Here is a 12,640-nt window from a genome sequence, read left to right on the forward strand (position 1 = left end):
CTAGTCAAGCGCTTGCGCCAGATCAGCTATAATATCTTCGGCATTTTCTATACCTACCGATAACCGCAGAAGACAATCGGATATTCCCAGTCTCTCACGGACATCCACCGGCACATCGGCATGCGTCTGTACAGCCGGCAAGGTAATTAGCGTCTCGACACCACCCAAGCTTTCCGCAAAACTAATTAGCTTAACCTTTTCTAATACATCTGCCGCCCTTTTTGCGTTTTCAACTGTAAAGGACAGCATACCGCCATAGCCTGTTGCCTGTTTATCATGAATACTTTTTCCAGGATGCTTATCGAGACCTGGATAATAAACGCTTTTTACCGCAGGGTGATTTTCAAGCCACTGTGCCACAGCTATAGCATTGGCGTTATGTCTATCCATTCTTAAGGCAAGCGTTTTAATACTTCTTATTAAAAGCCAGCTGTCATTTGGGCTTAACACTGCACCAGTTGAGTTTTGGATATACTTAATCTTTTCGGCTAATTCAGCTTCACGGGCTACAACCAAGCCGCATACCAAATCATTGTGTCCAGCTAGATATTTTGTACCACTATGGATTACTATGTCTGCGCCCAGAGCAAGAGGACGCTGGAAGTAAGGTGTTAAAAAAGTATTATCAACTATACAGTGAGCATTCGTTGATTTTGCCAGTTCAATCATTGCTCTTATATCCACTATTTTCATAAGCGGGTTAGTCGGAGTTTCAACAATAATAGCAACAGTGTTTTCTTTTATGGCCTGAGCAACTTCATCAATGTTACTGCCATCTACGAATGTCGCTTCAAGCCCAAACTGCGAGAACACTTTATCAACAACACGGTAGGTACCACCATAGCAGTCCTCAACTATTACGATATGATCACCTTGTTTATAGATCATTAAAACAGCCGTCACTGCCGCCATACCTGACGAAAAAGCATACCCAGCTGCACCTTCTTCAAGTTGTGCAATACCGTCTTCTAAAATTTTGCGGGTTGGATTTAAACTGCGTGTATAGTCGTAACCGGTACTTTGACCAAGAGCCGGATGACGGAATGTTGCTGACTGATAGATTGGTGTGCTTAGTGCACCAGTGTGATCTGTACAAACTCCTATATGAACTGTCTTCGACTCGAATTTCATTAATTTGCACCCCGCTATTTTTTTTAAAAATCCCCCTTCTTTAAAGAAGGGGGACAATTCACTTTGGCAATTAGAATGCAGGAACTACTGCGCCTTGGTATTTATCATTGATAAATTTCTTAACCTCAGGAGAAGTTAAAGCTTTGATAAGCTTTTGAATTTCAGGACGGTTTTCATCACCTTTACGTACAACAAGAATGTTCGCATATGGTGAGTCTTTTTGCTCAATTACTAGTGCATCTTTAGTAGGAACAAGCTTCGCTTCTAGAGCATAGTTAGTATTAATTACGGCAATTGCCACATCATCAAGTGCTCTTGGAAGCTGCGGCGCTTCTAATTCACGAACTTTAACATTCTTAGGATTTGCAGTGATGTCTTGAACAGTAGCGTTTACACCAACGCCCTCTTTAAGATTAATTACACCAGCTTTAGCTAATAATGCAAGTGCACGTCCGCCATTGGTAGGATCGTTAGGGATAGCTACCTCTGCACCGTTTGCAAGATCATTCAGACTCTTAATTTTTTTAGAGTAAACGCCCATCGGTTCGATGTGGACTGCTGCAACATTAGCTAACTGCAAATTGCGCTCACTAGCAAACTTATTTAAGTATGGAGTGTGCTGAAAGAAGTTTGCATCCAGTTCTTTCTCAGCAACTGCCATATTAGGTCTTACATAGTCTGTCATCTCAACGACTTGAAGATCTACGCCGTCTTTCTCTAATATCGGTTTAACTACTTGAAGTATTTCGGCATGCGGTACAGGTGTTGCCCCGATTTTTACAACCGCTTTACCGGTAGGAGCTGCTGGAGTGTTGCTGCCGCAGCCAACTAATGCTAACGTTAAAGCTAAGATAGTGATAATAACAAGTGTAATTCTTTTCAAAATTTTCCCCTCCAAAATAACTTTTTATTTGCCAAACTAATAATGTTTGGTCTAATTTATTTTTTGTTCAAACGGCGAGCTGCATAATCCCCTGCCGATTGAACAATTTGAACTTGGGCTATGAGAATAACTACTGTGGCGATCATGATATCGGCGCGAAACCGCTGATATCCGTACCTAATTGCCAAATCCCCCAGACCGCCTCCACCAATAGCTCCTGCCATCGCCGAATATCCAATTAAGCTTATTACGGTAATAGTTAGGCCAGATATTATCGACGGCATAGCTTCAGGAATAAGCACCTTTGCAACAATCTGCCATGGTGTTGCCCCCATCGCCTGTGCGGCCTCAATTACTCCATACTCGACTTCTTTAAGTGATGTTTCAACTAGACGTCCAACAAAAGGAATTGCTGCAATAGTAAGAGGTACAATTGCTGCGTCGGTACCAATTGACGTGCCGACAATAATTCGCGTCAGCGGAATTATTGCTACCATCAATATTATGAAAGGAGTTGAGCGAGCGGCATTGACAATACTGCCAAGGATTCTGTTAAGCGGAAGATTCTCTAATATATGACCTTTATCGGTAGTTACAAGAACTACACCTAAGGGAATACCGGCTAGAGCCGCAAAAGCTGAAGAAACGGCAACCATATAGGTGGTTTCCCACAGCGCCTTAACCAGCAGCGCGATTATGTCTTGCGACATAGCCAATCACCTCAATCCCCAAGTTTCTAGACTGTAAATAATTCAGTGCATTTTCGATACCCTGCTGACTGCCGGATACTTCAATAACTAAAGTGCCATATGGCGTATTCTGTATATGATCTACGTTGCCATAGATGATATTAGTGTCAACATCAAATCTTCTTATCATACCAGCTATTACAGGTTCTTCTGCCGAGTGACCAATAAAGGACAGACGCAGCACCAAGGTACTGTCTGGCAGAGCTACAGGTGAAAACTTAGTATCGGCGAAGATGACGGGAAGATCATGATTGATAATAGCGCTTATAAATTCGCGGGTTGTATTTGACTGAGGCTTTGTAAAGATATCCAATACTGAACCCTGTTCAATAATAATCCCGTTTTCAATAACAGCTACCTTATCACAAATCTCTTTGATAACTTGCATTTCATGTGTAATAAGCACAATCGTCAATTGAAGTTTGCGATTAATGTCTTTTAGAAGTTCTAAGATTGATTTAGTAGTTTGTGGATCTAATGCTGATGTCGCTTCATCGCAAAGCAACACTTTAGGTTTGCTTGCCAGTGCTCTGGCAATACCAACCCGTTGCTTTTGTCCACCGCTTAGCTGGGCTGGATACTGATTCCGCTTATCCGATAGACCAACTAATTCCAAAAGCGGCACAACTTCTTTTTCAATTTCAGCTTTACTCTTACCAGATAACTCAAGTGGGAATGCAACATTGTCATAGACCGTACGAGAAGAGAGCAGATTGAAGTGCTGAAATATCATACCTATTTGTTTACGCACCTCGCGCAGCTCACTATCACTCATTGCCGTTAAGTCTTGACCGTCGACTATTACGTTGCCGCTAGTAGGTCTCTCTAACATATTTATACAACGAATAAGTGTACTTTTTCCGGCACCGCTTTTGCCAATGACACCGTAAATTTCGCCACGCTCTACATTAAGGTCTATGCCCTTAATAGCGTGAACTGTGTTAGCGCCGCTTTTATACACTTTTTCAATTTGCGAAAGTTTAATCATCTTGTTACTCCTTTTCTATTTACCAAGCCGCAACAACCGATCCTTTGAAATGCTCCTTGATAAATTGCTTCACTTCTTCAGAGTGATAAGCTTTAATCAATTTTTGATATTCAGGATTTTCTTTGTCTTTGGTACGTACTGCGATGACATTCGCATATGGAGAATTTGCATCCTCAATTGCAAGCGAATCACGAGTTGGTACAAGGCCGGCAACCACGGCATAGTTTGTATTAATAGCAGCAAAATCTACATCATCAAGTGAACGCGGAATTTGCGCAGCTTCTAATTCTTTAACTTTAATATTTTTAGGATTATCGGCGATATCAGCAGCAGTTGCACTAAGACCAGCATTAGGCTTTAGCTTGATTAGGCCAGCCTTTTCAAGCACAAATAATGCACGGCCACCGTTAGTAGGGTCATTAGGAATTGCTACAGTAGCGCCAGTTTTTACATCAGCAATATTTTTAATCTTTTTAGAGTAAATACCCATTGGGAAAATAACTGTTTTCGCCAGTGAGGTAATTTGATAACCGCGGTCTTTCACTTGATTATCAAGAAACGGCTGGTGCTGATAACTGTTTACATCAATATCACCTTGGTTAAGAGCGACATTTGGCTGAATATAGTCGTTGAATTCGACAACTTCAACCTTGAGCCCATCCTTCTCTGCTACCTTTTTTACAACGTCCATTAGCTCGGCATGCGGCCCTGCTGTAACACCAACCTTGATTGGCTTCTGTGGTGAAGCTGCCTGCTGAGTACCGCAGCCAGCTAATAATGCTATCGAAAATATCGAAATAAGAACAAGTGTAATTGATTTTAGATGTTTTTTCATGATTTTTCCTCCTATTTTTTAATTAAATCTTTTAGTTTAGCAAGACGAGCCGCAGCAGCCTGAAGTGTTTCGAACTTTTTGCAATAGCAAAACCTTATAAATTTCTTGCCATCTGGTATTTCATCCCGATAAAAGGTTGAGCCAGGTACAACAGCAACGCCGATTTCCTGCGCTAAGAAATGCGCAAACTTAACATCATCGTCATATCCAAACGGTGTAATATCGGCCATGATATAATAAGCACCGGCAGGTTTGATACACTTGAAACCAGCATTTTCTAATTCTTTCATTAAGTAATCGCGCCGCTCTTGATAGAATTCGCATAGCTCCAGGTAATATTTTGTATCAAATCTAAACGCCTCGGCAACAGCATTCTGGAGTGGTGCGGCAGCACCGACTGTTAAGAAGTCATGCACCTTACGAATTGAATCTGTCAACTCCGTTGAGGCAGTAACAAAGCCTATACGCCAGCCGGTAACGCTGTATGTTTTTGATACACTGTTGACGGCAATTGTTCGGTCTTTCATACCAGGAAGCGTCCACATCGGTATATGCTCTATACCATCGTAGATTATATGTTCATATATTTCATCTGTTATTGCTAATGTATCATACTTAACACACAACTCAGCTATAAACTCTAACTCTTCTCTCGTAAAGACTTTGCCAGTAGGATTATTAGGAGTGTTAATTATTATGGCCTTAGTTTTCTCATTGAAGAGATCTTTGAGTTCATTAAAATCAAAGTTATAGCCTGGCGCGTTAAGTTTAATGTATCTTGGTACAGCTCCGCAAAGCACAACATCTGCGCCGTAGTTCTCATAAAAAGGTTCAAAGATAATAACTTCATCTCCAGGATTTATGGTAGCCAAGAGCGAAGCAATCATTCCTTCAGTAGCTCCGCAGCACACTGTAATCTGCCCTTCGGGGTTATACTCCACACCATAGTCTCGCTTAATCTTCCAAGCAATAGCATCACGTAAAGGTTTGGATCCCCAGGTTATGGCATATTGATTGTGATCGTTAAATATCGATTTTGCCGCAGCTTCCTTTAGTTCATCTGGCGCTGGAAAATCAGGAAAACCCTGTGCTAAATTAATGGCATTATATTTAGCAGCAACGCGAGACATCTCACGGATAACTGACTCTGTAAATTGTTTGGCTTTTTCTGATGTGAAATTTCTCAATGCACTCATCCTTCCTTTATGTAAAAAAAAACAAAAAAACTCTTTTCCGAGAGGAAAAGAGTTCACATACACATAGTGATACGCTTTTCTCTCATCTCCCAGGATCTAAAATCCTGCTGGAATTGGCACCACTGCATTTCTGCCGGTTGCCGGGTGTCATCGGGCCAGTCCCTCGACCACTCTGGATAAGAGTTCCGTTAATTCAATTATGGATTTGATAATATCATGCGCTATTTTTAAAGTCAATACATTTTGATAACATTTTTATGCAGTCATCACATACATCACTATTAAACCCTTCCTAACGGTACTTTAAGATTATCATACCATTTTAGCTTGCAAATTTCTTTATTCTATTTACAATGATAAGTTAGTCGTTGTATGATGTAATTGTTAACTAGATCTGATCGGTCGGTTAACCTTTTTAATGATATTTCGAAGGGAGTATCTTAAGTGAATGCACTTGATATTGTAGCTTTAGGCGAAAAAATACTCAATGGTCATCGAATCACTTACTTGGAAGCACTTAATCTGGCAAAAATCTCTACAACGGATATTCCGCTGCTCGCTGCCTACGCCCACAAGATTAGAGAACATTCTGTCGGCAACAACGTAGACATGTGTGGCATTATTAGCGCTCGATCAGGCATGTGCTCAGAAGACTGTAAATTTTGTTCACAATCAGTATATTACAAGACTGACGCACCTAGTTATCCGCTGCTAGATACCAAAGCTATCATTGAAGCTGCTAAACAGGCCGAGCGGCATGGCGCGAAAAGAACCAGCATTGTTACAAGCGGTAAAGGCATGGATAGCGATCCTGAATTTCCTAAAATTATTACGGCGATACAAGCCATACATACTGAAACAAACTTAAAAGTTTGTGCAAACCTTGGCACAATCACACCTGATCAAGCCAAACAATTAGCTGCCGCTGGTGTAAAACGCTATGCACATAACATAGAAACAAGCCGGCGTTTTTATCCTGAAATATGCACAACCCACCCTTTTGAGGAGCGTCTTGCTACTATTCAAGCAGCTAAAGATGCTGGATTAGAACTGTGTACAGGCGGAATTATCGGGCTCGGAGAAACCTGGGAAGATCGTATTGATATGGCATTTACCCTTAGAGCACTCGGAGTTCACTCCGTCCCTCTAAATATACTAAACCCGATAAAAGGCACGGCTTTAGAAAATACTGCCCCTCCAGTTCCGCTAGATTCGATTAAAACCTTCGCCCTCTTCCGCTTTATCTTACCACACGCTGTTATTAGGCCTGCCGGCGGCCGTGAAATAAACCTGCGTGACATGCAAGGAGCCTTAATGCTCGCGGGAGCCAACGGCCTTATTATTGGCAATTATTTAACCTTTACCGGGCGTGACACGCCAGCAGATTTTAAGATGGTTCAGGATGCTGGGCTAGTACCGTCTTAAATAAATATTAACCGCAAAGACCACAAAAGTACGATTATTTTAAAACATTCGGAGGTATATATAGTGAGTTATGATTTGATTTTTGAACTTGGTAAAAAAGTGTTAAACGGCGGACAGCTTACTTTTGATGAAGCTCTTTCACTCACAACTATTGATGAATCGGATATACCAATCCTGCTTGGCGTTGCAAATAAAGTTAGAGAACATTTTACAGGAAAGGCAGTAGATACTTGTCAAATCGTCAATGCCCGCTCTGGAAACTGCTCGGAAAACTGCAAATTCTGTGCCCAGTCGGCGCACCATGAAGTACAATTCAATGCATATCCGCTAATGAAGGAAGACGATATCATTGCTGCTGCTAAAAAAGCAGAAGTTGATGGTGCTTCACGTTTTTGTGTGGTAACTGCAGGCTGCGGTGCACAAGGCGATCCTGACTTTGATAAACTTGTTGATGCCATCAAACGCATTGGTCGCGAAACAACCCTTGACCGCTGTTGCTCACTCGGAACACTACAAGAAGAGCATGTTGCAGCCCTTAAAGAAGCTGGCATTACACGTTACCATCATAACCTTGAAACAAGCGAGAGCTTCTTCAGCGAAATCTGCACAACCCATACCTTCCAGGAACGGGTTGATACCATTAAGCGTATAAAAGCGCAAGGGCTGCAAGTATGTTCTGGCGGCATTATCGGCATGGGCGAAACCTGGCGTCAGCGTATTGAACTTGCCTTCACTCTAAAAGATTTGGATGCAGATTCAGTACCTGTTAATGTATTAAACCCAATAAAAGGGACGCCTCTAGAAAATAACGATCGCCTAAATCCTATGGAAATTCTTCAAACCTTCGCCATTTTCCGCTTAATCCTCCCTACCAAAATCATTCGCTATGCTGGCGGTCGCGAGCATAATCTAGGGGAATTAGTTCCACTAGGATACCTTTCTGGAATCAATGGTGCTTTAATCGGCAATTACCTTACTACCTCTGGCCGCGGAGCTAACCATGACCTTGAGACAATTACCGGACTTGGCCTTAAACCTGTCTGCCCAAGCGGAAAATAATGATTACCAACTGCTGAGTGCGCGGAGGGAAACGCGGAATTATAAAATTCTCAAACAGCCACTCTAGTGACCCTCCGTGTACTCTGCGTACTCTGTGGTTCAAAATAAAGCAGCTCCTTCGATATTATCGAAGGAGCTGCTTTGTTGTAAAACTACCTAGGCTGCTCTATAAAGGTTCAGTTGCTAGGCGCACCGGAAAACCCAGCAGCGCCGCGTACTGCGGTCGTACGCAAGCAATGGGTTTGAGGTTGAGCGACGCAAATGAGCCTTTATCGACAGCCTGCATACTTATTCGTATATTTGTGGGTTAACGCAAGAAATTGGCTTTTGGCCCTTAAGAACAGCAATAATATTATTTGCAGCAATTGTGGCCATTTGATCGCGAGTTTCCACTGTAGCGTTGCCTAGATGCGGGCAAAGAACTACATTATCTAATTCTTCAAGTCCCGGCGTGACCGCTGGCTCAAATTCATATACATCAAGACCAGCCCCGGCGATAGTCTTGTTGCGTAGAGCTTCTAAGAGGGCCTGCTCATCGACAATCGGACCACGAGCAGCGTTAATCAAGAATGCACTTTTCTTCATGCTGGCTAACTCTTTAGCCCCAATAAGATGGCGAAGCGAAGGATTATAACTAAGGTGGAATGTTAGAAAGTCTGAGTTACGGATTACATAGTCCATATCACGATACTCAGCATTCAGTTCTTTTTCCTCTTCGGGACTCAAACGTGTTCTTGAATAATAAATAATCGGCATATCAAAACCTTTAGCTCTGCGGGCTACAGCTTTTCCGATATTACCTATTCCGATAATCCCTAAAGTTTTGCCAGTTACTTCAATTCCTAAATGATAAAGCGGTGCCCAGCCAGTGAATTTACCAGCACGAGTATTCTTGTCCCCTTCGACAATTCTCCTGGCGACAGCTAAAATTAGCCCCCAGGTTAAATCAGCAGTCGCATCTGTAGAAACTTTTGGCGTATTGGTAACAGGAATGTTCTTCTCCGTTGCTGTCGCGACATCAATATTATTAAAGCCCGCTCCATAATTGGCAATAACTTTTAAGTTAGGGTTTGAATTGATTATATCAGCATCAATATTGTCTGATAACAGGGGAAGTAATGCATCCTTGCCCGCAAGACCCTCAATAATTTCAGCTTTAGACAGCAGTCTCAAATCATTGTGCATGGTAACTTCAAATTCTTTCGACAGCATGTCATAAGCAACCTGAGGAATTAAGCCAGAAATAAACACTTTTTGTTTCACACAATTACCTCCTGCTTGTAATATACAGTAAATATTCGCCTACAAAGAATGGGTGATAAGCTTAAACTTACTAGTTAATTTTACGCCTTCTGCTACTATCTGTAAAATTCATAGTTTAGATAACTATTATTCTTTTTCCAAATACGACTAGGTTTACTTTTTCTTATCTTGTAAGTAATCTTTCACAAAGTTAACCCAGAGTTTAGTTGCGTAGGAAATATACCGCCTCTTATTCCAAATAATGGACATCTGCAAAAAAATAGGCTCATCTAATGAAACAGCAATTATATTAGGCGAGGTGACTTCATCACAAATCTTACTTGGTAACAGGGCTATTCCCAAATTTGCATCAACAATTTGCGTCATTAACTCACGCTGGGATGTTTCAAAAATTACATGGGGTGAAAAACCTGCAAGTTTACAGCGACTTAAGATCTGATCATATAGACTGAAGTCATGACGGTATAGCACAAAGCTTTCATTTCTCAGTTCCTTAAACCCTATCTCTGATTCTTTGCTTAACCGATGCTCTATATTCATGATAACTTTCAGCGGGTCTTTGGAAAATGGTATTTTATCGTAGTTTTCATTACTCGGTGGCGCACAAACTATCCCTACATCAAGTGTTCCATCCTGAATACCAATCTCGACTTTCTTAGAACCATACTCGAATAAATTTATATCAATTTTAGGATAATTCTTACTGAATTGACCAAGCAGCTGAGCAAATTCTGTAGCGCCAGTAATCGGCGGCAACCCGATACTAATTTTACCCTGCTCGAGGCTTAAACTATTTTGAAATTCATTGTTAATATTATCAAACATTTCTATCATTTTTTGAGCTTGAAGAAATAGTCTTTCACCTTCATCAGTTAATTCTACGTATTTTGAGGTTCGATTCAACAAGCCTACCCCAAGCTCTAATTCCAAGTCCTTAACCATTTTGCTGATAGTTGACTGTGAGACAAAATTGATATTGGCTGCCTTACTGAAACTTTTATGCCGGGCGACCTCGACAAAGTATTTAAGGTGTTTTATATCCACAGTAAATTCTCCCTACAGTTAATAAAGGACTGAGTCCTAATTGTACAAGAAAAGTTAGTTTAGCCAATTTTATCGTACATCAGAATCCAACCCTTAATATTCTCATTCGGCAAAATAAAGTCCTTCACTTTTTTAGTGAAGGACTTTATTTGCTACAATTATTTAACAATTCAATTTATAGGTTTGAGTTAATTTATAAAGGTTGTGTATTCTTTACAGAAAAAGATTCCTCATTCTGGCCATTTCTTATCGGCAATTTCACTTCAAACCTAGTGCCACTTTGACATTCTGAACAAATATTTATCACTCCATTATGGCGTTCGACAATACTTTTACATACTGGTAAGCCTAAACCAGTGCCATTTTTCTTTGTTGTAAAAAAGGGTTCAAATACTTTACCTAAGTACTTTTCTGGAATACCACATCCTGTATCCTCTAACGATAGGACAACATGGTCATTATCATTGTTAGTTTTTAGAAGTAACTGACCGTAGGTTTCCATGGCATCCATAGAATTAAATGCTAGATTAAGGACTACTTGTTTGATTTCTTCTTTATTTACTAAAACCCGGGGAAGTGATGGTGAAAGCTCAATATTAAAAGTCTGTCCACGTTTCAAAGCTTCAGAAGAGATTAAAGGAATTACCTCTTCAAGTATAATGTTCAAATCTAGTATTTCTTTTTCAACATACCTATTACGAGCAACCGAAAGAAAATCATTTATTATTCGGTTAGCCCTGTCCAACTCCTCCAACACTAGATTAAACTGACTGTTATAGACATCGCCCAACTTGTGCTGAATTCTTTGGATATAACCTCGAACAACAGTCATAGGATTTCTGATTTCATGCGCAACACTGGCCGCCATTTGTCCTACCACTTCCAGCCTTTCAAGACGGCCCATCTCTTCAAGGTATTTTTCATATTCAGTAATATCATAAAGCACTGTTACAATGCCTTCTATTTCACCATTATCTATGCTTCTAATCGGTACAGCGTTTACAAGCCATTCTCTGTTAAAAAAATTATTACGTTCTCCATAGATATCTTCCCCATTTAATGCGCGGTGAAATAATGATCTTTCATTTGAACTTCCCATTGAATTTGCAATAAACTTATACGATACACCAATAAGTTCTTCTTTGGTATAATCTCGTAAGTTTTCTACAAAAGTCTGATTTACAACTGCTATATGACCACTCTTACTAACCACACATATTGGAATTGGTACTGTTTCAAGTATACGATTTAGCCTGGCTATATGTTGATTAAGACTTCCTCTTAACAGATTGATCTTATCGAAGACAGGATATAATTGCGGGAAATCTTTCAGATTCTCTAGGCTGTCTTCTCCCTTATCAATCTTATGACCAAGTATTTCTAGTTCAAGCCTTAATTTGTCAAATATAAGTTTAATTATAAACAGTGTACCGATCCAAACTAACAAGGCAATTAAAAATCCCTTTAAGATATTCATATAATATTGTTGATTGACAATTTCAATGTCAATACTTGCCCAAGTTACGCCAACAATTTTGCCATTATCATAAATTGGGTTACATACACCCAGTACAGCCTTCTCCTTGCTTAATGCCGTATTTACTATGCCAAACTCCGGCTTTCCAGAATCTAATGCCTTATATAACAGCGATGCGTTAACTTTAGTCATATATTCTGCTGAACCGAGCACTGGATTAAGCGCAACAATACTATTTAGATCTTTCGAGTAATAACCTAATGTAAATTCCGGAAAGATCCCATTGAGTTTTTCAACAATTGGCTGCAATTTTTTATTAAGAATTACCTTTTTATCATTGTTGTCAAATTCTAGTGCTTCCTCTTCAGAGAGTATCTTCTCAAAACTTTCATTTGGCAATCTCCTTGTTAGTATTGCTGAAGCACGCAAAAGCTGATTCTCGTATTGACTAATTAACATTTCTTTTTCTTGTACCGCAGCAAAATAAACTATTAGTATCATGGGAATTGTTACTACTAAAGTTACAAGTAGGTACGCCCTAGTAGCGTACCCTTTATGTCGAACCATTTATCTTTTATTCCTCCATACCG

11 protein-coding genes and 1 riboswitch are annotated in these 12,640 nt (G+C 40.3%); of the genes, 2 read left to right on the forward strand and 9 right to left on the reverse strand.

Features of this window, described 5'->3' with window-relative positions:
- From V6C17_RS06665 to V6C17_RS06690, 6 genes are all read right to left on the reverse strand, one after another.
- On the reverse strand, positions 1 to 1,131 hold the full coding sequence (locus V6C17_RS06665; RefSeq protein ID WP_333521769.1) for a trans-sulfuration enzyme family protein: 1,131 nt from the start codon (positions 1,129 to 1,131) through the stop codon (positions 1 to 3).
- A 70-nt stretch (positions 1,132 to 1,201) separates the two neighbouring features.
- Complete coding sequence (locus tag V6C17_RS06670; RefSeq protein ID WP_333521770.1) at positions 1,202 to 2,014, reverse strand: MetQ/NlpA family ABC transporter substrate-binding protein; 813 nt, start codon at positions 2,012 to 2,014, stop codon at positions 1,202 to 1,204.
- Between the two features lie 56 nt (positions 2,015 to 2,070).
- Positions 2,071 to 2,724, reverse strand: a complete 654-nt coding sequence (locus tag V6C17_RS06675; protein ID WP_333521771.1) for a methionine ABC transporter permease — start codon at positions 2,722 to 2,724, stop codon at positions 2,071 to 2,073.
- Positions 2,693 to 3,751, reverse strand: a complete 1,059-nt coding sequence (locus V6C17_RS06680) for a methionine ABC transporter ATP-binding protein (RefSeq protein ID WP_333521772.1) — start codon at positions 3,749 to 3,751, stop codon at positions 2,693 to 2,695. Before V6C17_RS06680 ends, V6C17_RS06675 begins: the two co-directional genes overlap by 32 nt.
- A gap of 19 nt (positions 3,752 to 3,770) precedes the next feature.
- Positions 3,771 to 4,586 (reverse strand): MetQ/NlpA family ABC transporter substrate-binding protein, encoded by an 816-nt coding sequence (locus V6C17_RS06685; RefSeq protein WP_333521773.1) that lies wholly within the window; start codon positions 4,584 to 4,586, stop codon positions 3,771 to 3,773.
- Positions 4,587 to 4,597: 11 nt separating this feature from the next.
- Entirely contained in the window at positions 4,598 to 5,782 is a 1,185-nt protein-coding gene (locus V6C17_RS06690) for a pyridoxal phosphate-dependent aminotransferase (protein WP_442891447.1), read from the reverse strand.
- Between the two features lie 79 nt (positions 5,783 to 5,861).
- A riboswitch (SAM riboswitch) is annotated at positions 5,862 to 5,965 on the reverse strand.
- Between the two features lie 261 nt (positions 5,966 to 6,226).
- Here V6C17_RS06690 and bioB (V6C17_RS06695) point away from each other — a divergent pair.
- Complete coding sequence (gene bioB / locus V6C17_RS06695; protein ID WP_333521775.1) at positions 6,227 to 7,207, forward strand: biotin synthase BioB; 981 nt, start codon at positions 6,227 to 6,229, stop codon at positions 7,205 to 7,207.
- 60 nt (positions 7,208 to 7,267) lie between these two features.
- Positions 7,268 to 8,266 (forward strand): biotin synthase BioB, encoded by a 999-nt coding sequence (gene bioB / locus V6C17_RS06700; protein WP_333521973.1) that lies wholly within the window; start codon positions 7,268 to 7,270, stop codon positions 8,264 to 8,266.
- Positions 8,267 to 8,554: 288 nt separating this feature from the next.
- Here the strand turns inward: bioB (V6C17_RS06700) and V6C17_RS06705 are convergent, their stop codons facing one another.
- The 3 genes from V6C17_RS06705 to V6C17_RS06715 all read right to left on the reverse strand — a co-directional run bounded on the left by V6C17_RS06705 (position 8,555) and on the right by V6C17_RS06715 (position 12,617).
- On the reverse strand, positions 8,555 to 9,529 hold the full coding sequence (locus V6C17_RS06705) for a 2-hydroxyacid dehydrogenase family protein (RefSeq protein WP_333521776.1): 975 nt from the start codon (positions 9,527 to 9,529) through the stop codon (positions 8,555 to 8,557).
- A 153-nt stretch (positions 9,530 to 9,682) separates the two neighbouring features.
- Complete coding sequence (locus V6C17_RS06710; RefSeq protein WP_333521777.1) at positions 9,683 to 10,573, reverse strand: LysR family transcriptional regulator; 891 nt, start codon at positions 10,571 to 10,573, stop codon at positions 9,683 to 9,685.
- A 193-nt stretch (positions 10,574 to 10,766) separates the two neighbouring features.
- Positions 10,767 to 12,617, reverse strand: a complete 1,851-nt coding sequence (locus V6C17_RS06715) for an ATP-binding protein (RefSeq protein ID WP_333521778.1) — start codon at positions 12,615 to 12,617, stop codon at positions 10,767 to 10,769.
- Positions 12,618 to 12,640: the final 23 nt, after the last annotated feature.

The organism is Dendrosporobacter sp. 1207_IL3150 (genome assembly GCF_036763085.1).
Classification (GTDB): Bacteria; Bacillota; Negativicutes; order DSM-1736; family Dendrosporobacteraceae; genus JBAIYU01.

What these genes read in the sequence shown, in the direction of transcription:
- V6C17_RS06665 (WP_333521769.1), bottom strand. Translation starts at nt 1,131, where the DNA reads ATGAAATTCGAGTCGAAGACAGTTCATATAGGAGTTTGTACAGATCAC.
- V6C17_RS06675 (WP_333521771.1), bottom strand. Translation starts at nt 2,724, where the DNA reads ATGTCGCAAGACATAATCGCGCTGCTGGTTAAGGCGCTGTGGGAAACC.
- V6C17_RS06680 (WP_333521772.1), bottom strand. Translation starts at nt 3,751, where the DNA reads ATGATTAAACTTTCGCAAATTGAAAAAGTGTATAAAAGCGGCGCTAAC.
- V6C17_RS06685 (WP_333521773.1), bottom strand. Translation starts at nt 4,586, where the DNA reads ATGAAAAAACATCTAAAATCAATTACACTTGTTCTTATTTCGATATTT.
- V6C17_RS06690 (WP_442891447.1), bottom strand. Translation starts at nt 5,782, where the DNA reads ATGAGTGCATTGAGAAATTTCACATCAGAAAAAGCCAAACAATTTACA.
- V6C17_RS06715 (WP_333521778.1), bottom strand. Translation starts at nt 12,617, where the DNA reads ATGGTTCGACATAAAGGGTACGCTACTAGGGCGTACCTACTTGTAACT.